The sequence below is a fragment of the Gordonia sp. (in: high G+C Gram-positive bacteria) genome (assembly GCF_047600385.1).
Taxonomy (GTDB): domain Bacteria; phylum Actinomycetota; class Actinomycetes; order Mycobacteriales; family Mycobacteriaceae; genus Gordonia.
In genome coordinates, this window is record NZ_JASGKZ010000001.1 from 305,106 (window position 1) to 328,859 (window position 23,754).

The window sequence follows — 23,754 nt, forward strand, 5'->3', positions numbered from 1 at the left end:
GGCCTCGCGACGCCTACGACACCCCACGCTCCGTGGCCGGTTCCCACCGAATCCGATGCTCCCGCACCGCCTTCCCCGTTGACTCCGGAATCCACTTCTCCGCAACCGCGTGCCGAGTCGCCCGTTGACGCGGAGAGACCGGAAGCGGGTCCGCTGGCAGACACCCCCGCCACCGGCTCAGCAGAGCCGACAGCGAAGAGCGATGTCGACGACTTCATCGTGCTCCACTCCGCACTCACCGATCAGAGCAGGCGTCTCACCGAATTGAGCACCACCGTGGAGCAGTTCAATACACGCTCCGCAGCTCGTGAGGCAGTTCTGAAGGACCTCGCGGAACAGAATCGCCTCCTTCTCGATCAGTTGGCCCGTACGGCGGTACAGCAGGTCACCACTCGACTCCAGAGCCTTCACGACGATCTCATCGACGATGCCGCGGCCTCCGACGGAGACGTCGCGTCCAGATTCGAGACGTATGCGGTGGAGATCGAAGAACTCCTCGCAGACGAGGGGATCACCGCTTCCGTGGTCGAGGAGGGAGAACCGTTCGATGCTCGCCGGCATCGGGTCGTCGGGCGCGTCCCGACAGACGACTCGACCAGAGATCGCACCGTCGCCGAAGCCCGTGGCCGCCTCTACACGAACAGGGAAAGCGGTAAGACCACCGGACTCGCACGCGTGAAGATCTACAAGTTCGAAGAGAAAGAAGAACTCCAGTGAGCCGTCCGCTTGGAATCGACCTCGGCACCACCTACTCGGCCGTCGCGACACTCGACGATGCGGGCACCCCGATCATCGCACGTAATGAGAACGGCGAGGAGACCACACCGAGCGTCGTGTGGTTCGAAGACGAGACCAATGTCGTGGTCGGGTCGACGGCAAAGGAGAACGCCGTCGTCAACCCGGACTCGGTGTTGTCCCTCATCAAGCGCCAGATGGGCACCAACTGGTCGCAGGACTTCTTCGGCCAAACGTATACACCGGAGACCATCTCGTCACTGATCCTCCGCAACCTCGTCGACGGCGCCAACGCGACATTGGGCAGCGAGACCAACGACGTCGTCATCACGGTCCCCGCATACTTCGGCCAGCTGGAACGCGAAGCGACCAAAGCGGCAGGACAGATCGCCGGGCTCAACGTGCTCTCGATCATCCCCGAACCCGTGGCCGCTGCTCTGCACTACGACGTCACCAACGACACCGACGGACGCACCATCCTGGTTTTCGACCTCGGAGGCGGCACCTTCGACATATCGGTGATGACGGTCGACAACGGAAAGTTCCGAGTCCTGGTCACCGACGGCGATCAAGAACTGGGCGGTGCCGATTGGGACAGGGAGCTGGTGAATCTGATCCTGGAGCGCTATGTCGCTGCAACCGGAGACACCGATGCCGAACTCGACGATGCCTTCCTTCAAGAGATCGCGACGAAAGCCGAACAGGCGAAGAAGAACCTGTCGACCGCAGCGAGCAAGAAGCTCCCCTTGCGTCACGACGGAAACTCCGCAACCGTGGAGATCACCCGAGACGAGTTCAACGGTCTGACCCGCCACCTCGTCGACGACACCGTGACCATCACTCGGCGCGCGCTACGCACACTTGAGGCGAAGCACGGGTCGACGAGGATCGATGACGTCATCCTGGTCGGAGGTTCCACCCGGATGCCCGCCATCACCGAGGCACTCCGCAACGAATTCGGTTGGGAACCACGCGTTCACGACCCCGATCTCGCAGTGGCGAAGGGGGCCGCGATCTTCGCTCTCGGCCGCCAGGTCCATGAGTGGATGGAGAACGCCGAATCCGCGGGGGGATCGACCGGTGCGAACACCACCGCGGCCATCGCCGGAGTCGCCGCAGCGGCCGGACTCGACTTCGATGCCGTGGCGGCCATCGCGAACAAGGAGACCCGCAACGTCTTGCCGAAGGCCATCGGCGTACAGCTGGTCAGGGGCGCCGATCACAAGCCTTACATCGATTGCGTGATCGACCAGAACACCGAGATCCCGCTTGCCGAACCGGTGTATCGAAGCTACGGCACGGCCCAGAACAACCAGACCCAGGTCGCCCTCAAACTTTTCCAGCAGGCCAGTGCCGTACCGTCCGAAGACGTCGAGGCGAATGAGCTCATCGACCGAGGCACCGGCACCATCACCGGCTTCCCTCCCCGACCGGCCGGCGATGAGATCCAGGTCGAATACAACGTAGACGCCGAGGGCGCCATCAGCATGAACGCGACTCACGTCGCCACTGGGCTGACCGCACACGTCCAGGTCCGCGTCGCGGTGCTTTCCGAAGAAGACATCGCTCAGCAGGCGACGCGGGTGTCCTTGCTCAAGGTGAGCGCATCGTGACATTCGACCCCGCCCGCTACAAGACGGCGGTCATCGCCGAATATCGCAAGAGCGGCGAGATACCCTCGCCGACCGAACTGTACCAATGGTCGCCTGCTGCGGCGGCGGATCCGGCTGCCCATTTCAAAGCTGTTCGCCAATACTGGAATCTCCAAGCAGACCGACACGGACCCGTGGGCGAGGCGTGCAAGCGCTTCGCAGCGTGGGACGACGAGAACGGCGCGGATGCGATCGCCGGACTGACATCGACGCAGCCGTCGTCCCGCACCTCTGAGCCCGAGCGGCAACCCGACCTCGATGCGCTTTCCGACGTGGTCCAGTGGGCCCGTACAATGCCGACAGCACGACGTGCTGTCGGCGAAATCAGGAATGATCAACCGCGCTACCGCACAAGGACTCCTCCGCGCCGCGCGGGTCCCGGTTCCCGACAACACAGACCTCTCCGCAGCATTCAAGTCCGTGGGACTGATCGTCGTGCAGGCCCCGGACCGGTCGATGGTCGATGCCGCATTCGGCACTTCGAGCAAGGTGACGTCACTGAACTCCGACGTCGCGCAAGCCGGAGTTCCCACCGTGGCGCACCTCTTACGGGTCGATGAACGCGAACCGATCTCCCTGACCACCGTTCCCGCACATGTCTCGATCGCCGGACGTGCCGTGACCGACAGCACCGTCGACGAAGCACTGGTTCGACTGGACAGCAAAGCGGCCACTCCGGCAAACCGCTCGGCCCGCAATGCACTGCGCGCTGTGAAGCCTTTCGTGGGCAGACCTGAGTTCTCTCTGCTCGTGTGGTTTCAAGCTGCCAGCAGTGTGCAGAACTCGGTCTCGACGTCCCCGGGCGCAGAGGCCGTCGTAGAAGGAATCCGCTATCTGAAGACCGAACGGTTCGACGACGCCAGCGCCGAACTGCTCACGATGAGTTCGTCGCTGGCTTCATATCCGATAACCCCGCGTGATGTGACGACTGCCCCCACACCGCCGAAGCCTTCACCTCGGAAACCTCCCTCTCCGACTCCGCCGCACACCGGCCCGCAGCATCGTCCGCAATTCGAACGACCACCTGTGGCGCCTCCCACCCGCACCGCGCCTCCACCACAACCCGTTCAGCCGCCGCAACCCTCCCAATGGAACCAGCCCCCGGGCCCGATGCCCGTCCATCAGCAGGCGCCTGGATCTCCCTACGATTACCAGCAGCAACGGCCACCGATTCCCGACAGCGGCCTGGCCATGGCAATCGTCAGCACACTCTGCTGCTGCCTTCCGGTCGGAATCGCTGCGATCATAAAAGCTACGCAGGTCAACAAGAAGTGGGCCGCGGGAAACTACGCGGGTGCCGAGCAGTCTGCCCGGACCGCCAAACAGCTCTCTTATCTGGCCATCGGCTTGGGTCTGGTTCTATGGGCATTCTATTTTCTCATGATCATGATCAGCAGCACCCAGTCCTACTGATTTCGGGAGATGTGAAGCCATGGGGTTCCGTTATCGCCGTACGTGGAAAGTCCTGCCGGGCACCCGTGTGACTCTCGCCAAAAGCGGCATCGGATTCTCCGTCGGAAGCAAACGCGTGCGAATGACGAAGCATGCAGGCGGCGGTGTGAGTCGCTCCATCAACCTTCCAGTCAAGGGCCTGAGTCACCACAAAACCATTCGCACGAAATCTGGAAACAAACCCGGGCAGGCACCCGCCAGACAATCATATGAGCGGGGCGGAAACGAGAACCATGTCGTCCGATCACCCGCGGCTCCACCGAATTATGCTTCCGTAGATCTCGGTCGTGTTCTCACCACTGGCGATCTCGCTTCGGCAGAGATCGCCTACCGTCAGGCCCCTGCCGATCCGCTCGCCGTCACCGTGTTCGCATTGTTGGCCGACTGGGCTCGAATGCCCTATGCCGGCGCCATGCTGCAGAATGCCGTGCGTTTCGGAACCGCCGTCGAAGCCTCCGCCTCGCGACCCGGATTCCCCGACCCGCCGATCCCCGTGGTCGTCAGCAGATACCTCGATGTGAACCTCCCGCTGAGCGAAGGCAGCCTTCCACTCGTTTACGGCGAGTACGCTCTCAACCTGCCCGAATACGCATCATCAGCACTCGACGTACTGCAGGACCACAGTCGGAACTCCCCGTTTCTCACCGAAGCACACCTGATTCTTGGTGCAGAATTGAGTCTGGTGCTCGGGGAGCCCTCTGCTGCGATCGACTGGCTCGAACTCGTCGACGACGACACCGACGCGACCTTCGCCGCCAGAATGATCGCCGCCGAAGCCGCGGTGTCGGGAAACACACCCGATGCCGTGGAAAGAACGCAGCAGGCTCTCGCTGTGGCACACGGCGAGCACCGCAAGTACGCACTCGAGCTCAGAGCTTGGGCGAACCTCCACAGTGGAAGACCTCGTGCCGCCCGACGTGATCTGGAGATGCTGCAGCGCAGCGAATACGACGGCTCCCGGTGTGTCCGGCTCGCCGCGGCAATCGGCCAGAACAGCTGATTCGGCCCCAGCGGGACCACCTGAGGCCACTCGCCGATCATTCTCCGGTCCTGCACCATGGCCTCCATAGGCGAAGACGTCGACCGTCAGCACTTCCACCGGGGCCGACCGGTCCGGTTCCGGTCACAGGTCGCGCGGGGTACCGAGGCCGTCTCACGAATACTCACCGAAGACCGCTCCACCGACCAGAGCAGGCCACCCGAGCCGCTGCGTGGGATGGAGGTGGAACTCGACCTGATCGACGCCGCCCGGGAGAACCTCGTCCTCGGCGCGCGGCGGGGTTTCGGGCGAAGACCGTACTGACCGGATAGCGGCTGGATCGGCCCCGACGAGCTGCCCCTGCGGCCGGCGACGCCCGATCGAGCACACTGCACGGATGCTCACCGATCACATCGAGCTGATGCATCCGGGCGAGCCGGTGCACGCCTGGCCGACACCAGACCGACGACGCACCAGGCGAAGGGTGATCCTCGTCGACCGAACTATCCGGTGCCGACTGCGACCAGCACGATGATGCCGATCAACACCACCACGATGACGCCGATCACCATGCTGAGCCACGCCCACATCGCCAGCGTCTTGGAGGATTCGGCCGCCCGCTGCGCGGCCTCGGCCTGACCCGTGCGCCACAGCGTCTCGACCGAGTTCGACCGCACCAGGGCGACGATGCCGACGATCAGCGGGGCGAGCCCGATGAGCGTGAAGTAGCAGCTGACCGTCATCAACGCGCTGACGACCACGCAGATGATCGCCGACACCTGGCCGGTGGCCGGCGGGATGGCGCCCGGCACCTGGTAACCGCCGTACGGGCTGTAGGGCGGAGCCGGAACGCTGTACGGGTTCTGTGCCGGCGGCTGATACGGCATGGCCTGCGGAGGGACGGCCTGCTGCGGGGCGGCGAACGGATCGGGCATCGGCGAGAACGCGTACGGGTCGGCGGCGGGCGGAGGCGGTCCCTCCGGAGTCGGCGGGACGGCCGGGGGACCCGGGACCGGGGCGTCCGGCCCGGTCGCCGGGCCGCCGTACACCGGCGGAACGTAGCCCGGTGTCTCGTACGACGGCGACTGATAGGACGGGCTCTCGTAGGAGGGCGACTCGTACGACGGCGACTCATAGGTGGGCGGCGTGTACGCGGCACCGATCTGCGTCTCGTCGTACGCGCCCGGTTCCGCCGAGCTCGGCTGTTTCGAGAGGTTCACCGCCGGATCCGGCTCCGCGGGCGCCGCGGCGAGCGTGTCGTCGGCCGGTGCGCTCGTCATCGCGTCGTCGGCCTTCTCATCGGGGTTCTGCGGATCTGTCATCTCACACTTTCAGACTGTCGAACGGCGCCATCGGGATGTTCCGGATCACGAACCAGATCATCGTGACGACGAGGACGACCACCGGGGTATAGCGCAGATTCTGCCAGCTGCGCACCCTGCGGCCACGCCACAGCCCTACCGTGTAGGTCACAAAAGCGACGGCCAGGAGCACGAGGGCGACGACGGCGAGCGCGTTGTAGTGCAGCGCACCGGCGAGGTCACCGTGCATCAGCGAGTACAGGCAGCGTGAGGCCCCGCACCCCGGGCAGTTGATGTGCAGCAGGGTGTTGGTGGGACAGGGCGGAATGATGCCGCCCGGGGTGGTCGGATCGGCGAACCAGACGAGGGCGCCGACCCCGGCGGCCCCGACGAGGACGGCCGCGGGACCGAGACATCTGTTCTGCGATACACGACGGACCGCGCCGAGGACGACGTCCTCCGCGCGGCCCGGCGGCATATCGGTACCGGTCAACGTGACCGTCAGTATCCGCTCGACGAGGCGCCGATGCCGACCACCACCATGAAGATGACGTAGAGGATCACGACGACCACCGAGGCGATCGCACCCCACATGGCGAACTTCTTGGCGTCGTCGGCGGCCTTCTGCGCACCGGCGAAGTCACCCTGGGCCCACAGCTTGCTCACCGAGGTCGACTTGATGATCGACACGATGCCCAGCGGGAGGCAGCAGAGGACGGTGCACAGGATGGCCCACACCAGGTTGTTGTCGGGCTCCGGTCCCGGAGCACCGTAGGGCTGCCCCATCGGCGCACCGAACTGCTGCCCCGGCTGCGGCGCACCGAACGGATCCTGCCCCGGCTGAGCACCGTACGGCGGCACCTGACCGAACTGCGGAGCCCCGTACGGATCCTGCCCCGGTTGCGGCGCACCGTACTGATCCTGACCGGGCTGCGGCGTGCCGTACGGCTGCTGCGGCTGGTCCGGGGTGCTCGGATTCTTGGACAGGTCCGGCTTCTCCGGATCGAACGGGTTCGTCATCGCGTGTGTTCCTCTCAGGATGAATCAGCAGGGTGATCGTAACCGACGCCACACCACACGACGCCCTCAGATTCCCCATATCGCCCGTACCAGACGCGGGACGGCGGGCTCAGCCGAAGAGCGCGGGCAGCGTGCCCTCGTGCACCTCACGCAGTTCGTCCAGCGACACCGAGAACTGGTCCTGGATCTCCAGGCCGTCGATCCCCGCGTCGGCGACGCCGATACGCACCCACGGCACCTCGCGCGCGTCGAGCATGCCGCAGAACCGCGACTCCTCGGTGCGCGGCACGGACACCAGCATGCGGCCGGCCGACTCGGAGAACAGGGTCACGAACGGATCGGCGTCCTCCGGCAGGACCAGGCGGCAGCCGGTCTCCCCGGCCAGCGCGGCCTCGGCGACGGCCTGGATCAGACCGCCCTCGGAGAGGTCGTGCGCGGCGGAGACCAGTCCGTCGCGGGAGGCGGCGACCATGATCTCGGCCAGTTCCCGTTCCCGGTCCAGGTCGACCTGCGGCGGCACGCCGCCGAGGTGGTCGTGCACCACCTGCGCCCAGATCGAGCCGTCGAACTCGTCGCGGGTGTCGCCGACCAGGATCAGGTTCTCGCCCGGCTCGGTGCCGAACCCGGTGGGGATGCGGCGGTCGACGTCGTCGATCACGCCGAGCACGCCGACCACCGGGGTCGGGAGGATGGCCGTCGCCCCGGTCTGGTTGTAGAAGCTGACGTTGCCGCCGGTCACCGGGATGCCGAGCTGAGCGCAGCCGTCGGCCAGACCGCGGACGGCCTGCTGGAACTGCCACATCACGGCCGGATCCTCCGGCGAACCGAAGTTGAGGCAGTTGGTCACCGCGCGCGGCGACGACCCCGAGGCGGCGACGTTGCGGTACGCCTCGGCCAACGCCAGCTGAGCACCGCGGTACGGGTCGAGGAAGGTGTAGCGGCCCGACGCGTCGGTGGCGATCGCGATGCCGCGGCCGGTCTCCTCGTCGATCCGGATCATGCCCGAATCGGCGTGCTCGGCGAGCACGGTGTTGCCGCGCACGTAGCGGTCGTACTGCTCGGTGATGAACCGGCGGCTGCACAGCGCGGGGCTGGCGAGCAGCGTCAGGAAGGTCTCGCGCAACTCGTCGCCGGTCTGCGGGCGGGCCAGGCCCGCGGTGGTCGACGCGATGACGTCGTCCTGACCGTCCGGCCGGGCGACGGGGCGCTCGTAGACGGGGCCGTCGTGGGCGACGGTGCGCGGCGGAACGTCGACGACGGTCTCACCGTGCCAGGTGATCTGCAGGTGGTCGCCGTCGGTGACCTCGCCGATCACGGTGGCCAGCACGTCCCACTTGCGGCACACCTCCATGAAGGCGTCGACGTTCTCCGGGGTCACGACGGCGCACATGCGCTCCTGCGACTCGGACGAGAGCACCTCGGCCGGGGTCATGCCGACGGCGCGCATCGGCACCTTCTCCAGGTCGATGTGCATGCCGCCGTCACCGGCCGCGGCCAGCTCGGAGGTGGCACACGAGAGACCCGCGCCGCCGAGGTCCTGGATGCCGACCACGAGGTGCTCGCGGTACAGGTCCAGACAGCACTCGATGAGCACCTTCTCGGTGAACGGATCGCCCACCTGGACGCTGGGCAGCTTCTTCCGGTTGGGCCCGGAGTCGGAATCGTCGTCGAACGTCTCCGAGGCGAGCACCGAGACGCCGCCGATGCCGTCCAGGCCGGTGCGGGCGCCGAACAGGATGATCTTGTTGCCCGCGCCCGAGGCGAACGCCAGGTGCAGGTCTTCTTTGCGGAGCAGGCCCGCACACAGCGCGTTGACCAGCGGGTTGCCCTGGTAGGAGGCGTCGAAGACGGTCTCGCCGCCGATGTTCGGCAGACCCAGCGAGTTGCCGTAGCCGCCGACGCCGCGCACCACGCCGTCGACGACGCGCCGGGTGTCGGGATGGTCGGCCGCGCCGAAACGCAGCTGGTCCATGACGGCGATCGGGCGCGCGCCCATCGCCATGATGTCGCGGACGATGCCGCCCACGCCGGTCGCCGCGCCCTGGTAGGGCTCCACGTAGCTCGGGTGGTTGTGGCTCTCCACCTTGAAGGTCACGGCCCAGCCGTCGCCGACGTCCACCACGCCGGCGTTCTCGCCGATGCCGGCCAGCATGCCCGCCCGCATCTCGTCGGTGGTGGTCTCCCCGAAGTAGCGCAGGTGCACCTTCGACGACTTGTAGCTGCAGTGCTCGGACCACATCACCGAGTACATGGCCAGCTCGGCGTCGGTCGGCCGACGGCCGAGGATCTCGCGGATCCGCGCGTACTCGTCGTCCTTCAGACCCAGCTCGGCGAAGGGCTGCGGATGCTCGGGGGTCTCGGCGGCGTGGGAAACGGTATCTACCTGGGCGCTCACGCGGACCAGTCTATGCCAGCGCCGACGCTCCGATTCGCCTGGGAACTCGCGCCCGGAGTTGACGTCGCCGAAACAGATCCGACACACGGTTCTCGTTCACTGGGCTGATTCCATCGAAGGAGATCTCCATGAGCATCACCGAACCGGTGGCCACGCACGCACAGGGCGTCGACGAGGCTCCGGAAAGCGCCGACTACCTGGCCAGACGCACGCTCCGGTCGGGGACGGCGGGCTGGGTCCTGCTGGCCGGACTCGGGGTGAGCTACGTGATCTCCGGCGACTACGCGGGCTGGAACAGCGGCCTCGGCGAGGGCGGCTGGGGCGGTCTGGTGATCGCCGGAGCGGTGATCGCCGCCATGTACTTCGCGATGGTCCTCGGCATGGCCGAGATGTCGTCGGCGCTGCCCGCCGCGGGCGGCGGCTACACCTTCGCCCGGCGGGCGCTGGGCCCGTGGGGCGGCTACGCCACCGGCACCGCGATCCTGATCGAGTACGCGATCGCCCCGGCCGCCATCGCGACGTTCATCGGCGCCTACGTCGAGTCGTTGAACCTGTTCGGGATCGTCGACGGGTGGTGGATCTATCTGGTCGTGTACGCGGTGTTCATCGGCATCCACCTGACCGGCGCGGGCGAGGCGCTCAAGGCGATGTTCGTGATCACCGCGATCGCGCTCGTCGGACTGCTGATCTTCGCCGTCGCGGCCGCCGGCCGGTTCGACGCGGGAAACCTGCTCGACATCCCGGCGACCGACGCGGTGGGCGCGTCGTCGTTCCTACCCTACGGCTATCTCGGGATCTGGGCGGCGGTGCCGTTCGCGATCTGGTTCTTCCTCGCCGTCGAGGGCGTGCCGCTGGCCGCCGAGGAGGCCCGCGACCCGGCGAGGAACGTCCCGCGCGGCATCATCGTGTCGATGTCGATCCTGATCGTGACCGGCGCGATGGTGCTGCTCCTGGCGCCGGGGGCGGCCGGGTCGGCGGCGATGGCCGGGTCCGGGAATCCGCTGGTGGAGGCGCTCGGCGACACCGGGGTGGCCAAGGTGGTCAACTACATCGGTCTGGCCGGGCTGGTCGCCAGCTTCTTCTCCATCATGTACGCCTACTCGCGGCAGACGTTCGCGCTCTCCCGCGCCGGCTACCTGCCCAAGAGCCTGTCGGTGACGAACTCGCGGAAGTCGCCGACGCTCGCGCTGATCGTGCCCGGCGTGATCGGCTTCGCCCTGTCGCTGACCGGCCAGGGTGCGACCCTGCTGAACATGGCCGTCTTCGGCGCCGCCGTGAGCTATGTGTTGATGATGGTCAGCCACATCGTCCTGCGCCGCCGGGAACCGGACATGCCGCGCCCGTACCGGACGCCGGGCGGCATCGCGACGACGTCGTTCGCGCTGGTCGTCGCCTGTCTCGCGGTGATCGCCACATTCCTGGTGGATCCGCTCGCGGCGGGTCTGACACTGGCCGCCTTCGCCGCGTTCCTGGTCTACTTCGGGGTCTACAGCCGCCACCGTCTGGTCGCGAACTCCCCCGACGAGGAGTTCGCCGCCCTCGCCGACGCCGAGCGTGACGTCACATGATCGCGAGCCAGACGCTGCACGGCCGCACCCACACCTTCACCTCGCTGATCGAGGTGCTCGCGAAGGCGTCGCCGCTGCGCAGCGGCGACGAACTCGCCGGGTGCGCGGCCGAGTCGGACGCCGAACGCGCCGCGGCCCGGTGGGTCCTGGCCGATCTGCCGCTGACGGTGTTCCTGGAACAGCCGGTGGTGCCGTACGAGACCGACGAGGTGACCCGGCTGATCCTCGACACCCACGACCGCGCCGCCTTCACCCCGCTGTCCGGACTCACCGTCGGAGGCCTGCGCGACCTGCTGCTGACCGTCACCGCCGCCCCCGACGCCGCCGGCCGACTGGCCGCGATCTCCGCCGGGCTCACCCCGGAGATGGTGGCCGCGGTGAGCAAGCTGATGCGCAACCAGGATCTGATCGCCGTGGCCCGGGCGGTCGAGGTCCGCGCGGCGTTCCGCACCACGATCGGCACCCCCGGCACCCTGGCCACCCGCCTGCAGCCCAACCACCCGACCGACGACCCGCGCGGCATTGCCGCGGCGACCCTCGACGGACTGCTGCTGGGCTGCGGCGACGCGGTGATCGGCATCAACCCGGCGACCGACTCGCCGCACGCCACCGCCGACCTGCTGCATCTGCTCGACGACATCCGCGTCCGCTTCGAGATCCCCACCCAGTCGTGCGTGCTGAGCCACGTGACCACCACGCTCGGGCTGATCGAGAAGGGCGCCCCGGTGGACCTGGTCTTCCAGTCCATCGCCGGGACCGAGGGCGCGAACCGGGCCTTCGGAGTCGACGTCGCCCTGCTGGAGGAGGCGAACGCCGCCGCCCGGGAGCTGGGCCGCGGCACCGTCGGCGACAACGTCATGTACCTGGAGACCGGGCAGGGGTCGGCGCTCTCCTCGGGTACCCACCTGGGCACCGGCGGCCGGCCGGTGGACCAGCAGACCCTGGAGACCAGGGCCTACGCCGTCGCCAAACACCTCGATCCCCTGCTGGTGAACACCGTCGTCGGCTTCATCGGACCGGAGTACCTGTACGACGGCAAGCAGATCACCCGAGCCGGCCTGGAGGACCACTTCTGCGGCAAACTCCTCGGCCTGCCGATGGGCGTGGACGTCTGCTACACCAACCACGCCGAAGCCGACCAGGACGACATGGACGGTCTGCTCACCCTGCTCGGCGTCGCCGGGGTCGGTTTCGTCATCACCGTTCCCGGTGCGGACGACGTGATGCTCGGCTACCAGTCGCTCGCCTACCACGACGCGCTCTACATCCGCCGCGCCCTCGGCCTGCGCCCCGCCCCGGAGTTCGAGACCTGGCTCGGCGCCCAGGGCATGCTCGACGACGCCGGCGGTCTCCGCGACATCACCGTCGACGCCTCGCCGCTGCGGGCCCTCACCTCGGCCGGGGAGGCGCTGTGACCGCGGCGGAATCGGACGCGGTGTGGCGGGAGCTCCGCACGACGACGCAGGCCCGCATCGGTCTCGGGCGCGCAGGCGATGCGCTCACCACCGCGCGCCTGCTGGAGTTCGGGGCCGCGCACGCCGCCGCCCGCGACGCCGTGCACCAGGCGCTCGACGTCGCGCCGCTCACCGCGCGGCTCGAGGGCCTCGGACTCGGGGCGCCCGTCGTCGTGCATTCGCTGGCGACCGACCGGGCGCAGTACCTCCGGCGGCCCGACCTCGGCCGGCGGCCCGCCGATCTGAGTGCGCTGGAGGCGCTCGACGCCCCCGCCGACCTGGCGATCGTGCTCGCCGACGGACTGTCGTCGCGGGCGCTCGCCGAGCACGGCGCGGCGCTGCTGGAGGCGCTGCTGGACCGGCTCCCGGCCGACGTCGTCGTCGCCCCGCCGGTCGTCGCGCTGCAGGCGCGGGTCGCGCTGGGCGATCACATCGCGCACGCCCTCGGCGTCCGCACCGTCCTGGTCCTGATCGGTGAGCGGCCCGGCCTGTCGGTGGCCGACAGCGTCGGCATTGATCTGACGCATCGCGGCGACCCCGCCGACTACGCCGGCGGCATCACCGACGCCGACCGCAACTGCATCTCCAACATCCATCCGCCGGACGGCCTCGATTACGCGACCGCCGCCACGGTCGCGGCGGGGCTGGTGACCGGGGCGCGTCGTCTCGGCCGGTCCGGGGTGGACCTCAAGGACACCTCCCGCGCCGAACTCGACTCCCCCACCGTCGACGCCCTGTCGTGAAGGCTTCCGACGGCGTCAGTCGCCGCCGCAGCTCCCGGAGTCGCCGGAACCGCTCCCGCAGTCGTTGTCACCGGAACCCGCACCACCGCCGAAACCCGCGGAGGTGGTGTGCGTCGGCGAATCGTACGAGGTGTGGGTGACCGCCGCCCCGTCCCAGCGCCGCGGCCCCATGTCGATGTCCGGGAACCGGCGACGCTTCTGTTTGCGACGACCCACGATCAGAATCACCGGGAGCATGGCCAGCAGTACGCAGAAGAGCAGCATTGTGAGAACGGAACCGAGATCCATGCCGGGAGCCTAACCTCGCCGATCGAGCGAAGTCGAGACCGTCCCGCACCGACCGACGCCGGATCGATGCTCACCGGACGGGAGCACCGGAATCGTCAGTGACCGGAGGAGCCGCCTGAGTCGCTGTAACCACCGAAGTCGCTGTAACCGCCGAAGTCGCTGTGACCGCTGTCATGGCCGCCACCGCCATGAGCATCGCACCCGCCCGAGTCACCGTCGCCCTCGCAGCTCTTACGACCGCTGCCGTATCCGCTGGATCCTGCGTGACCGGTGCCCGAGCCATCCGAAGTGGATGGGGGAAGCGAAAGCGAGAGTTCGTCCCAGCGTCGGCCCGCTTCGGCTCCCGCTACGGTCCCGTATCCCCCGCGGTACGTATTCCCGAAGCGGCGGCGCTTCTGACGCAGTCGAGCACGGACCATGAAGAAGGGCGGCACCAAGGCGAGCACCACGATGAAGACCGACAAGAAGATGTCGAGTCCGGTGGGACCTGGCATGTGACGACTCCTCCCTGCCGATCGCCCCGACATCCGGGACGACGATGTTCGTTCCCGAATCCTAGACGAGCGATGTCCGACGGTCGGGTGTTCTCGTTCCGCATCGTGACCGTGGACGCACGGGTGCCACGCCGTTGGAGGCCTCTTCTCCGCGGTCCTCGGCCGACGCCTCGGCCCGACTCGGGGTCCGGCGGACTCTCGCACCGGGTGTTCGGTCGGCCGTTGCGAAATGGCGGCGTACGAGGGATATATGCCCTCGCGAATCGATATTTCGCAACGGCCGACCACCGGTTCTCCGGTGCCCCCGCGATGAAGGTTTCAGTTCCTTACTCTCACCGTCGCCCGAACGGGAGCCAGACGACGAGCGACTCACCCCGCTCACCTCGGGGGTCGGCGGCTCGGCTCCTCGGCCCGGAAGCGATGACGATCCGCGGCGGTGATCGCCCGTATGTCCTCGACCACCTCGTTCCAGCCGCACGGGTAGATCACGTCGTCGAGCGTGACCCGGAACGTGAGCCACTTGCCGACCGTCGCTCTGCGGTCCCGGATCCGGTCGTTCCGGTAGGCGGCCTCGTCCGAGTGATACCGCCGACCGTCGCATTCGATGATCAGCCGGCCGATCCGGAGATCGGCCCGTCCGACCTCGGGGATCTGCGGCTGCACGACCACCTTGTAGCGCAACGCCCGCAACCTCACCCGGCAGAGGGATTCGGTGCCCGACTGCGCGCGGGCGTCGGTCTTGTCGAACAACGCCAGCACGTGTTCGGGGAGATGGCCCATGGCACCGCGGATCTCGGCCGCGGAACGACCCAGCGAGTTCTGCACCGAGTCACAGGTCGCGATCCAGTCCTCCGGGCGCATGCAGCGGGCGGCGCATTCGAGTGCGACCGTCATCGGGTCCACCCCCAGCGTCCCGGCCGCCGTCTCCGAGAACCCCCGGCAGGCGCGGGACTTCGACGCCACTCCGCGCCCGATCCGGGCATGGTCTCCGGTGTACCCGGGTGGAACCCAGAAGCCGTACCTCGCCAGGGCGCTGACGCACGAGAGGACGCCTCCGGCTCTGACCGCCGCGACGACGTCCGGGTCGTGCCGGGGAGCCGCGTACCAGCCGCGCCGGACCGTGATCAGGTCTCCGACCCGCAGTCTTCTGCGGATCTCCCGCGCACCGAAGCCGAGTGACTCCAATTCGGCGCGGCTGTATACCCCGTGGACCGTGCCGCCCTGCCCGGTGTCACAACCGACGAGGACCTGATCTCTGTTCTCCACACAGGATTAGACGCGATCGGCGGGTGTCCGGTTCCCTCGAAGGATCGTCGGCGTGTCGGCCGTTGCGAAATATCGGGCCACGAGGGCATATTTCCCTCGTACGCCGTCATTTCGCAACGGCCGACCATCGGGGCCTCCGTCGGGTGGACCGGTCGGCGCCCCCTCCAGGTCGGTGTCCCTCGCAGGTCGGTTCCCCTCGCGAATCGGCTTCCCTGGCGAGGCGAGTCAGCGTCCTTTCGCTGGTCATCACCTTTCTCTGATCAGCACCTTTCGCTGGTCGAGCGGAGTCGAGACCAGAGCCCCGGGGGATCTCGACTCCGCTCGATCGCCGAGGAGAGGCCCGACCACTCGAAGAGAAGTCAGACCACCGCGGAAGGAAGTCAGATCACCCCGGAGAGAAGTCGCATCACCTCGGAGAGAAGTCAGATCACCCCGGAGAGACCCGATCCCCCCCGCGGAACGACTCCGTCCGAAATCGACTGCACGCCACGACATCCCGCGCTAAGGTCGCAGGCAACAGCTCTGGGGTTCGGGGGGACCATGACTGATCTGCATCGCCTTGCACGCGACTACTTCGACGCCGGGATCGTCCGGCTCGGTGTTCCGATCGACGGCCAGGATCCCGATCCGCGGCCCGACGAGGCGCTCCTGGCGTTCACCCGCGCCACCGAAGCCGATCCGGGCATGGGCGATGCCTGGCTGGGCAGACTCGCCGCGGGCGATGCCTCCGGCGAGACGCTGCTGGGCCTCTACTCCGCCCGCGACTCCCTCGGCCTCCAGCAGCGCAGGCTCGGCCTGCCGGCCGGGCTGCTGTGCGGACGCGCGCCGACGGGCATGTACGTCGACTATCCGGTCGCCGATGCGACGCAGGCCGCCCTGGCCTACGCGGCATCGCTGCTCGCCGGAAACGACCCGGCCGGGGCCCGGGAGGTCCTCGATGCCCTCCCCGGCGGGTCCACGCCCGACGCCGCGCCCATCGTCGGATTCTGCTGGGCGATCCTGCACCTGCGCGGCCGGGACTGGTCGCAGGTGCTCGGCGCGCTCTCCCGGATCGACACGTGGGACGACGAGTACCTGGTCTGCGCCGGCGCTCTGATGGCCGGCACCGCGTGCGTGCACCTCGGCATGTTCGACGAAGGGTTCCGCCGCCTGGAGCAGGCGCGCACCGGCCCGCTGACCCACTGTCGCGCGCAGGTGGCCTTCACCGTCGGCATGGCGCATCGCGCCCGGGGCGACGAGGCCGCCGCGCACGCCCCCCTGCAGGAGGCCTTCGCACTGGATCCGCGGATGACCGATGCCGAACGCGCGCTGGCCGATCCGCGGTACCGACTGACGATCGACGCCCCCGAGTCCGCCGACACGACGCGTGACGGCCGGGCCCACGACTCCCTCGACGCTCCCGAACCGCACGCCGACCGGTTGGCCGAGCTGGCCCGGGAACTCGACGACCAGGTGGGGCTCGGCGCGGTGAAACAGCAGGTGGCCAGGTTGCAGTCGACGGCCCGGCTGGCACGACTGCGTGCCGAACGCGGCCTGCGGACGGGGGAACGCAGCCTGCATTCGGCGTTCACCGGTCCGCCCGGCACCGGCAAGACGACGATCGCGCGGATCGTCGCCGAGCTCTACTGCGCCCTGGGGCTGCTCGCCACCGATCGGGTGGTGGAGGTGACGCGCCGCGACCTCGTCGGCGAACACCTGGGCAGCACCGCCCCCAAGACGGCCCGGGTGATCGACTCCGCGCTCGACGGCGTCCTCTTCCTCGACGAGGCCTACACCCTGATCCAGGAGGGGCTGACCGGCGGTGACGCCTTCGGCCGGGAGGCCCTCGACACGCTCCTGCAACGCATGGAGGCCGACCGCGACCGGCTGGTGGTGATCATCGCCGGATACGACGACGAGATCGACCGTCTGCTGGCCGCGAACGAGGGGCTGGCCTCCCGGTTCGCTCGCCGGATCCGGTTCCCGTCGTACCTGCCGGACGAGCTCACCCGGATCGCCGAGGTGATCGCCGGCCGCCGCGACGCCCGGCTCACCGCCGCCGCCTCGGCGACCCTCACCGAGGTCTTCACCGAACTGTACGACCGGGTGGACGACACTCCCGACGGTCCGCGGCGCGGCACCGACGCCGCCGGGAACGGTCGCTTCGCCCGGAACGTGATCGAGGCCGCGGAGGAGGAACGCGAGCACCGGCTGGCCGAGTCGGATGCTCTCGACGACCTCACCGAAGCGGACCTGATGACGCTCACCGACGCCGACGTGCGACGGGCCCTCGCGACCGTCGCCCCGCTCCCGCACCGGTGAACACCGGAGGGTTCGGCGCCGGGCGGCTCCACGCCGTCGCCGACGACCCGGTCCGGGGGCGCCCGAGGTCGAATCCAGGTAGTTCTACGCTTATCCCCGCCGCCGGGCCGGGTCGAGACTGGACGATATGAACGCACTCGCTGATTCCGGCGTCCCGGTCGACGACGATCCGGCCGCGTCTCACCGTCCCCCGCGTCACCCCGCCGCCTCCTCCGCGTCCGCGCGCGACCACGATCCCGCCTACCGCGCCTCCGACGTCGTCGGCGCCGCGATGCTGTGGCTGCTGCAGTGCGCCCTCGGTGTCGCGGGGGTCTTCGTCGTCGGGTTCTTCGTCTACGCCGGCGCCCACTGCGGGGTGATCCGCACCGGCGACCCGCAGGCCTGCGACACTCAGGCGCTGGTCGTCGCCACCGCGCAGGTCGCGCTCGCCGGTTCGGTGCTGCTCGCCGTCGGCGTCGCGGTCGGGATCGTCGTCCGGGTCGCACGCGGCGGCCTCGCGTCCCGTGTCGCTCTTCTCGGGGTGCTGTTGCAGTTCGCGCTGTCGGCGCTGTGCGTGCTGGTCGCGCTCGTGATCGGCTGGTGATCGTGACCGGCGGACGCCCGCCGACTCACCGCGAGCCGCTCTCGGTGGTCTTCGACGTGATCGGCTCCCTGGTCCTCTGGGCGGTCCAGGCCGTCTGCGCGGTCGCCGCCTGGATACTGATCCACGTCGGTGCGGCGCTCTTCCCGACCGATGCGAACCTGCGCCTGGTCGAGGACGTCGCCGACGTCGCCGCGGTCCTCGCGGCGGGCGCGCTGCTCGTCACCGCGGTCTGGGCGCTCGCCCGGTTCCTCGGCGGCAGACCCGGGTTCCCGGTCGTCGCCGTCGGCTTCGGCGTCCAGGTGGCGCTGTGGTTCGCCGCGCTGGTCGTCGTTCAGGCCGCGGGGGTGCCGATCGTCTGAGCGGCGCCGTCTCGCCCCAGCAGGATCCTGGCGTACTCGCTCAGCGCGAGCCGGACCGCGAGGATGGGCAGTCGCCCGAGGGCGTCCGTGATCCAGGGCAGGACGGAGTCTCTCGCCGAGGCGCGAACGCCTCGAAGACACCGATCGGTGCGGCGCTCACCACCCCCTGCGCGTGAACGTCCCTACAGTCCCAGGTCGCGCAGGATTCCCGCGGCGGTCTCCGCCGGCGATCCGTCGGCCGGGGTCACAACGATGTCCGGGTTCTCCGGGCGCTCGTACGGCGAGTCGATCCCGGTGAACTGCCGGATCTCCCCCGCACGCGCCTTGGCGTACAGCCCCTTGGGGTCGCGGGCCTCGCACTCGTCGAACGGGGTGTCCAGGAACACCTCGTGGAACGCCAGCCCCTGCGCCTCGTGGATCTCCCGGGCGCGCTCGCGTTCGGCCGCGAACGGGCTGATCAACGCCACCACCACGATGGCGCCCGAGTCGGCGAACAGCGCGGCCACCTCGGCGGTGCGGCGGATGTTCTCGCGTCGGTCGTCGTCGCTGAAACCGAGGTCGGAGTTCAGTCCGTGGCGGAGGTTGTCGCCGTCGAGCAGGTAGGCCGGGCGGCCCTCGGCGACGAGTCGTCGTTCCAGTTCGGTGGCGAGCGAGGACTTCCCGGCACCGGAGAGACCGGTCATCCAGATCGTCGCGCCCCGGTGCGACCGCTGCTCGCGGGTCACCTTGGCCTCCTGCCACACCACGTTGGCGTCGTGCGCGACGGGACCGGTGATCATGCCCGCGGCGACGGTGGCGTTGGTGGCCTCGTCGATCAGGATGAAGCTGCCGGTGTCGCGGTTGCGCCGGTAGGAGTCGAACAGCAGCGGCTGCTGCGCGTGCAGGTGCAGCCGGCCGATCTCGTTGAGCTCCAGGGCGGTCGCGGTCTCGTCGCGGTGCAGCGTGTTCACGTCGAGCCGGTAGTTGATGCCCGAGACGGTCACCCGGGTCTGGCGCGTCCCGCAGTTGATCAGGTACGACGACCCCGTCTGCAGCCTGCTGCTCTCGGAGAACCAGCACACCATCGCGTCGACGTCGCGGTCGACGTGCGGCCGGTTGTTCGGGCGGACGATCATGTCGCCGCGCACGATGTCGATCTCGTCGGCCAGCTCCATCGAGACGGCCATCGGCGCGAACGCCTCGGTGAGCTCGGCGCCGCCCGGCCCCCAGATCTTCTCGATCGTCGTCCCGAAGCCGCCGGGGAGCACCGTCACCTTGTCGCCGACGGCGAACACGCCGCCGCCGACGGTGCCGGCGTACGCGCGGTGGTCGAAGCCGTCGCTGCGCTGCGGCCGGATCACGTACTGCACGCCGAAGCGTGCGTCGATGAGGTTCCGGTCGGAGGCGATGTAGACGTTCTCCAGGTGCCCGAGCAGCGGTCGGCCGTCGTACCAAGACATCGCCTCGGAGTGCTCGACGACGTTGTCGCCCTTGAGCGCCGACAGCGGGATGAACGTCAGATCGGTGACGTTGAGCTTCGCCGCGAAGGCGACGAACTCGTCGCGGATCTCCTCGAAACGCTCCTGCGAGTAGTCGACCAGGTCCATCTTGTTGACGCAGATCGTCAGGTGCGGGATCCCGAGCAGCGACGAGAGGAACGCGTGCCGGCGGGTCTGCTCCAGGACGCCCTTGCGCGCGTCGATCAGGATGATCGCCAGGTCGGCGGTGGACGCGCCGGTCACCATGTTGCGCGTGTACTGCACGTGACCGGGCGAGTCGGCGATGATGAACTTGCGCTCCGGCGTCGAGAAGTACCGGTAGGCGACGTCGATCGTGATGCCCTGTTCGCGTTCGGCGCGCAGGCCGTCGGTGAGCAGCGAGAGATCGGCGAACTCGTCGCCTCGGCTCGCGCTGGTCCGCTCGATGGCTTCGAGCTGATCGGTGAAGATCGACTTCGAGTCGTAGAGCAGGCGTCCGATCAGGGTGGACTTGCCGTCGTCGACGCTGCCGGCGGTGGCGATCCGCAACAGTTCTCCGGCCATCAGAAGTAGCCCTCCTTCTTGCGGTCTTCCATTCCGGCTTCGGAGATGCGGTCGTCGGCGCGGGTGGCGCCGCGCTCGGTCACGCGGGTCGCCGAGACCTCGACGATCACCTTCGCGGGCGTGTCCGCGTCGCTCTCCACGCAGCCGGTGCAGGTGGCGTCGCCGACGGTCCGGAACCGCACGCGCTCGGTGTACGACTCCTCGTCGGGGCCGGTCGTCAGGAATCGGGTCTTGGCCAGCAGCATGCCGTCGCGCGGGACCACCTCGCGATCGTGCGCGTAGTAGATCGGCGGCAGTTCGATGTCCTCGGCCTCGATGTAGCGCCAGATGTCGAGTTCGGTCCAGTTGCTCAGCGGGAACACCCGGATGTGCTCGCCCCGGTGGTGGCGGCCGTTGTAGAGGTTCCAGAGCTCGGGCCGCTGGTTGCGTGGATCCCACGAGCCGAAGGCGTCGCGGAAGCTGAAGACGCGTTCCTTGGCGCGGGCCTTCTCCTCGTCGCGGCGGGCGCCGCCGAACACGGCGTCGAACCGGTTCTCGGTGATCCCGCGCAGCAGCGCCGCGGTCTGCAGCCGGTTGCGGGAGGCGCCGATCCCGGTCTGCTCCACGACGCGGCCGGCGTCGATGTCGTCCTGCACGTGGGAGACCAGCAGTTGGACTCCGGTCTGCTCGACGACGCGATCGCGGTATTCGATCACCTCGTCGAAGTTGTGCCCGGTGTCGACGTGCATCAGCGGGAACGGCATGGGCGCGGGCCAGAAGGCCTTGCGTGCCAGGTGGAACATCACGACCGAGTCCTTGCCGCCGGAGAACAGCATGCCCGGGCGCTCGAAGGTGGCCGCGACCTCGCGGAAGATGTGGACGGACTCGGCCTCCAGGGCCTCCAGGTCCGACAGTTCGTACCCCTGCTTGTCCATCCCTCTCCCTACCGACGAGCAGCGAGCCGCCGGTGCGGCTCCCTGTTCAAAGGGTAATGCTCGCGGCGCTCCGAACCCGCACGGCCGTGGAAGGTCGTCGCGCCGGCCCCACCTTTATTGATAATGATTTTCATTAGTGTAGGGTGGGCGCATGCCCTCGACCCCCGTGACCGTGCTCTCCGGCTTCCTCGGAAGCGGTAAGACGACCCTGCTGAACCACCTGCTCGCCAACCGCGACGGCCGCCGCCTGGCGGTGATCGTCAACGACTTCTCCGAGGTGAACATCGACGCCGAGCTGATCGCCGCGGGCGGCCACGTGGAACGCGGCGAGGACCGGCTGGTGGAACTGTCCAACGGCTGCATCTGCTGCACGCTGCGGGAAGACCTGGTGGAGAGCGTCGGCAAGCTGGCCCGCTCGGGGAGGTACGACCAGATCGTCATCGAATCGACCGGGATCTCCGAGCCGATGCCGGTCGCGGCCACCTTCGAATGGCGGTTCGACGACGGCAGCCGCCTGGCCGACGTCGCCCCCATCGACACGATGGTCTCCCTGGTCGACGCCTCCCAGTTCCTGGAGCAGATGGCCAAGAACCGGTCACTCGCCGAGGCCGACCGCGGCGCCGGACCCGACGACGAGCGCACCGTCGCCGACCTCCTCGTCGACCAGGTGGAGTTCGCCGACCTGATCCTGCTGACCAAGACCGATCTCGTCCGGCCGGCCGTCGCCCAGGCCACCGAGAGCGCGGTCCGCGCGATGAACCCGCACGCGAAGATCGTGACCGTGACGCACGGGAGGATCGCCGCCGACGCCGTGCTCGACGCGGCCCTGTACGATCCCGAGGCCGCCGCCCAGCGCCCCGACTACGCCGAGGAGCTCACGAATCCGCACACCCCGGAGACCGAGGAGTACGGGATCTCGTCGGTGGTGTTCCGCGGCGACCGCCCCTTCCACCGCGACCGGCTGATCGCCGCGCTCCGCGGCACCCGGGGTCTGATCCGCTCCAAGGGCCACTGCTGGATCGCCGACCAGCCCGACCTCGCCCAGCTCTGGAGCCAGGCCGGACCGAACCTCTCCATCCAGCCGGCCGCCTACTGGAACGACACCGAGGTGACGCCGTCGAACGAGGTGGTGCTGATCGGGGTGAACTTCGACGGCGCCGCCGCGCTGGCCGCGTTCGGCGAGGCCATGCTGAACGACGACGAGGCCCGCGCCCTGGTCGCCGCCCGCGCCGTCCCCGCCACCGTCGGCGGCCCCCGTCACGAGGAGCATCACCATGGACACGGACCTCTACACCGCTAACGCCGAGTGGTACGGCGCGCTGAGCGCGCCCTGGCAGGAGGCGACCGAGGCCGCCGTCGGCGAACTGCTCGGCGAGATCCCCGGCGGCATCGCCGTGGATCTCGGCGCCGGGACCGGGACCTGTCTGCCGCTGCTCGACGGCTCGGGCGCCGAACGTCTGGTGGCCGTGGAGCCGTCCCGGTCGATGCGCGCCGGGCTCGTCGCGACCCTCGCCGCCCATCCGGGTCTGCTGAACCGCACCACCGTGGTGCCGGATGCCTGGCCGGCGGCACTGCGGCGGCTCCCCGACAGGTGGAGTGCGGCCGTGATGCTCAACGCCGTCGGCCACCTGACCGACGACGCCCGGCTCCGGCTGTGGGAGACGCTGGCCGAACGCCTGGTGCCGGGCGGACGATTCGTCGTCGCCCTGCAACCGCCGGAACGCGCGACCTCGATCCCCTGGACGGATTTCGGGACCGTGCCGATCGGCGACGACCGGGTGCACAGCCGAGGCAGGGCCGAACCGCTCGACGAGCACACCGTCGAGTGGACGATGGAGTGGACGCTCACCGACGCCGACGGACACGTCGTGGAACGACGCACCTCCGCCCATTCGTGGCGGGCGCTCGGCGTCGAGGAGTTGTCCGACGAGGCGACCGCGCACGGCCTGACTCGCGTCGGGGCCGTCGGATCGTGTGTCGGGTTCGTCCGGCCCGGCGCCTGATCGTCCCAGATCTGCTTCTACGGAGAACGGGGCTCGGTGACGACCTGCCATCCGGTCCAGATCGCACCCGTCCTCGACACCGACCTCCACCTACGGACCGATACGCACACCCGTCAGTCCGGAATCTCGAATTGCTTCGGCAAGATCTTCCGTAAGCTCTGACCGGAACCTCCGGCAGCACCTTATGGAATTGCATAACCCAGATCCCGACTTCCGGAGAAGTGGT

21 protein-coding genes and 1 pseudogene are annotated in these 23,754 nt (G+C 68.7%); 13 read left to right on the forward strand and 9 right to left on the reverse strand.

Features of this window, described 5'->3' with window-relative positions:
* Positions 1 to 78: 78 nt before the first annotated feature.
* The 5 genes from QM809_RS01355 (at position 79) to QM809_RS01375 (ending at position 5,142) form a co-directional block, all read left to right on the forward strand.
* Positions 79 to 717, forward strand: a complete 639-nt coding sequence (locus QM809_RS01355; RefSeq protein ID WP_415044052.1) for a hypothetical protein — start codon at positions 79 to 81, stop codon at positions 715 to 717.
* On the forward strand, positions 714 to 2,348 hold the full coding sequence (locus tag QM809_RS01360; protein ID WP_415044053.1) for an Hsp70 family protein: 1,635 nt from the start codon (positions 714 to 716) through the stop codon (positions 2,346 to 2,348). The genes QM809_RS01355 and QM809_RS01360 overlap by 4 nt, the downstream gene beginning before the upstream one ends.
* Positions 2,349 to 2,807: 459 nt before the next feature.
* Entirely contained in the window at positions 2,808 to 3,800 is a 993-nt protein-coding gene (locus QM809_RS01365) for a CD225/dispanin family protein (RefSeq protein ID WP_415044054.1), read from the forward strand.
* A gap of 19 nt (positions 3,801 to 3,819) precedes the next feature.
* On the forward strand, positions 3,820 to 4,839 hold the full coding sequence (locus QM809_RS01370) for a DUF4236 domain-containing protein (protein ID WP_415044055.1): 1,020 nt from the start codon (positions 3,820 to 3,822) through the stop codon (positions 4,837 to 4,839).
* Between the two features lie 57 nt (positions 4,840 to 4,896).
* On the forward strand, positions 4,897 to 5,142 hold the full coding sequence (locus QM809_RS01375) for a hypothetical protein (RefSeq protein ID WP_415044056.1): 246 nt from the start codon (positions 4,897 to 4,899) through the stop codon (positions 5,140 to 5,142).
* A gap of 179 nt (positions 5,143 to 5,321) precedes the next feature.
* Here the strand turns inward: QM809_RS01375 and QM809_RS01380 are convergent, their stop codons facing one another.
* From QM809_RS01380 to purL, 4 genes are all read right to left on the reverse strand, one after another.
* Positions 5,322 to 6,140 (reverse strand): CD225/dispanin family protein, encoded by an 819-nt coding sequence (locus tag QM809_RS01380; RefSeq protein WP_415044057.1) that lies wholly within the window; start codon positions 6,138 to 6,140, stop codon positions 5,322 to 5,324.
* Position 6,141: 1 nt separating this feature from the next.
* Complete coding sequence (locus tag QM809_RS01385) at positions 6,142 to 6,612, reverse strand: DUF2752 domain-containing protein (protein ID WP_415044058.1); 471 nt, start codon at positions 6,610 to 6,612, stop codon at positions 6,142 to 6,144.
* A gap of 8 nt (positions 6,613 to 6,620) precedes the next feature.
* Positions 6,621 to 6,980 carry a CD225/dispanin family protein gene (locus QM809_RS01390; RefSeq protein ID WP_415046983.1) on the reverse strand — a complete coding sequence of 120 codons (360 nt, stop codon included), beginning with the start codon at positions 6,978 to 6,980 and terminating at the stop codon, positions 6,621 to 6,623.
* A 268-nt stretch (positions 6,981 to 7,248) separates the two neighbouring features.
* Positions 7,249 to 9,534: a phosphoribosylformylglycinamidine synthase subunit PurL gene (gene purL, locus QM809_RS01395; RefSeq protein ID WP_415044059.1), complete on the reverse strand. Its 2,286-nt coding sequence runs from the start codon at positions 9,532 to 9,534 to the stop codon at positions 7,249 to 7,251.
* A gap of 128 nt (positions 9,535 to 9,662) precedes the next feature.
* On the opposite strand from purL, the gene eat reads away from it, so the two are divergent.
* Genes eat through eutC form a run of 3 tightly spaced genes read left to right on the forward strand, consistent with a single transcriptional unit; the run spans position 9,663 to position 13,299 of the window.
* Positions 9,663 to 11,102 carry an ethanolamine permease gene (gene eat, locus QM809_RS01400; protein ID WP_415044060.1) on the forward strand — a complete coding sequence of 480 codons (1,440 nt, stop codon included), beginning with the start codon at positions 9,663 to 9,665 and terminating at the stop codon, positions 11,100 to 11,102.
* Positions 11,099 to 12,517 carry an ethanolamine ammonia-lyase subunit EutB gene (locus QM809_RS01405; RefSeq protein WP_415044061.1) on the forward strand — a complete coding sequence of 473 codons (1,419 nt, stop codon included), beginning with the start codon at positions 11,099 to 11,101 and terminating at the stop codon, positions 12,515 to 12,517. The genes eat and QM809_RS01405 overlap by 4 nt, the downstream gene beginning before the upstream one ends.
* Complete coding sequence (gene eutC / locus QM809_RS01410) at positions 12,514 to 13,299, forward strand: ethanolamine ammonia-lyase subunit EutC (RefSeq protein WP_415044062.1); 786 nt, start codon at positions 12,514 to 12,516, stop codon at positions 13,297 to 13,299. The genes QM809_RS01405 and eutC overlap by 4 nt, the downstream gene beginning before the upstream one ends.
* Positions 13,300 to 13,314: 15 nt before the next feature.
* Here eutC and QM809_RS01415 read toward each other — a convergent pair whose 3' ends face one another.
* From QM809_RS01415 to QM809_RS01425, 3 genes are all read right to left on the reverse strand, one after another.
* Positions 13,315 to 13,587 (reverse strand): hypothetical protein, encoded by a 273-nt coding sequence (locus tag QM809_RS01415; protein ID WP_415044063.1) that lies wholly within the window; start codon positions 13,585 to 13,587, stop codon positions 13,315 to 13,317.
* Positions 13,588 to 13,682: 95 nt separating this feature from the next.
* Positions 13,683 to 14,081, reverse strand: a complete 399-nt coding sequence (locus QM809_RS01420) for a hypothetical protein (RefSeq protein ID WP_415044064.1) — start codon at positions 14,079 to 14,081, stop codon at positions 13,683 to 13,685.
* A 378-nt stretch (positions 14,082 to 14,459) separates the two neighbouring features.
* On the reverse strand, positions 14,460 to 15,266 hold the full coding sequence (locus QM809_RS01425) for a hypothetical protein (protein WP_415044065.1): 807 nt from the start codon (positions 15,264 to 15,266) through the stop codon (positions 14,460 to 14,462).
* A gap of 621 nt (positions 15,267 to 15,887) precedes the next feature.
* Here QM809_RS01425 and eccA point away from each other — a divergent pair.
* From eccA to QM809_RS01440, 3 genes are all read left to right on the forward strand, one after another.
* Positions 15,888 to 17,648, forward strand: a complete 1,761-nt coding sequence (gene eccA / locus QM809_RS01430) for a type VII secretion AAA-ATPase EccA (RefSeq protein WP_415044066.1) — start codon at positions 15,888 to 15,890, stop codon at positions 17,646 to 17,648.
* Between the two features lie 127 nt (positions 17,649 to 17,775).
* Complete coding sequence (locus QM809_RS01435; protein ID WP_415044067.1) at positions 17,776 to 18,231, forward strand: hypothetical protein; 456 nt, start codon at positions 17,776 to 17,778, stop codon at positions 18,229 to 18,231.
* A 2-nt stretch (positions 18,232 to 18,233) separates the two neighbouring features.
* Positions 18,234 to 18,590, forward strand: a complete 357-nt coding sequence (locus QM809_RS01440; RefSeq protein WP_415044068.1) for a hypothetical protein — start codon at positions 18,234 to 18,236, stop codon at positions 18,588 to 18,590.
* A 182-nt stretch (positions 18,591 to 18,772) separates the two neighbouring features.
* Here QM809_RS01440 and cysC read toward each other — a convergent pair whose 3' ends face one another.
* Both cysC and cysD read right to left on the reverse strand, forming a co-directional pair.
* Positions 18,773 to 20,611, reverse strand: coding sequence for an adenylyl-sulfate kinase (gene cysC / locus QM809_RS01445; protein ID WP_415044069.1), 1,839 nt, complete (start codon positions 20,609 to 20,611; stop codon positions 18,773 to 18,775).
* A pseudogene (gene cysD / locus QM809_RS01450) lies at positions 20,611 to 21,567 on the reverse strand (sulfate adenylyltransferase subunit CysD); the annotation flags it as partial. The pseudogene cysD and the gene cysC, both read right to left, overlap by 1 nt.
* A 109-nt stretch (positions 21,568 to 21,676) precedes the next feature.
* Between cysD and QM809_RS01455 the strand changes: the two are divergent.
* A complete protein-coding gene (locus QM809_RS01455; protein WP_415044070.1) occupies positions 21,677 to 22,825 on the forward strand; it encodes a GTP-binding protein in 1,149 nt (382 codons plus the stop codon).
* Positions 22,800 to 23,528 (forward strand): methyltransferase domain-containing protein, encoded by a 729-nt coding sequence (locus tag QM809_RS01460; protein ID WP_415044071.1) that lies wholly within the window; start codon positions 22,800 to 22,802, stop codon positions 23,526 to 23,528. Before QM809_RS01455 ends, QM809_RS01460 begins: the two co-directional genes overlap by 26 nt.
* Positions 23,529 to 23,754: the final 226 nt, after the last annotated feature.

Bases quoted from the DNA above. Each gene is read 5' to 3' on its own strand.
- QM809_RS01370 (WP_415044055.1), top strand. From the start codon at position 3,820: ATGGGGTTCCGTTATCGCCGTACGTGGAAAGTCCTGCCGGGCACCCGT.
- QM809_RS01375 (WP_415044056.1), top strand. From the start codon at position 4,897: ATGGCCTCCATAGGCGAAGACGTCGACCGTCAGCACTTCCACCGGGGC.
- QM809_RS01380 (WP_415044057.1), bottom strand. From the start codon at position 6,140: ATGACAGATCCGCAGAACCCCGATGAGAAGGCCGACGACGCGATGACG.
- eat (WP_415044060.1), top strand. From the start codon at position 9,663: ATGAGCATCACCGAACCGGTGGCCACGCACGCACAGGGCGTCGACGAG.
- QM809_RS01405 (WP_415044061.1), top strand. From the start codon at position 11,099: ATGATCGCGAGCCAGACGCTGCACGGCCGCACCCACACCTTCACCTCG.
- QM809_RS01415 (WP_415044063.1), bottom strand. From the start codon at position 13,587: ATGGATCTCGGTTCCGTTCTCACAATGCTGCTCTTCTGCGTACTGCTG.
- QM809_RS01420 (WP_415044064.1), bottom strand. From the start codon at position 14,081: ATGCCAGGTCCCACCGGACTCGACATCTTCTTGTCGGTCTTCATCGTG.
- eccA (WP_415044066.1), top strand. From the start codon at position 15,888: ATGACTGATCTGCATCGCCTTGCACGCGACTACTTCGACGCCGGGATC.
- QM809_RS01435 (WP_415044067.1), top strand. From the start codon at position 17,776: ATGAACGCACTCGCTGATTCCGGCGTCCCGGTCGACGACGATCCGGCC.
- cysC (WP_415044069.1), bottom strand. From the start codon at position 20,611: ATGGCCGGAGAACTGTTGCGGATCGCCACCGCCGGCAGCGTCGACGAC.
- QM809_RS01455 (WP_415044070.1), top strand. From the start codon at position 21,677: ATGCCCTCGACCCCCGTGACCGTGCTCTCCGGCTTCCTCGGAAGCGGT.
- QM809_RS01460 (WP_415044071.1), top strand. From the start codon at position 22,800: ATGGACACGGACCTCTACACCGCTAACGCCGAGTGGTACGGCGCGCTG.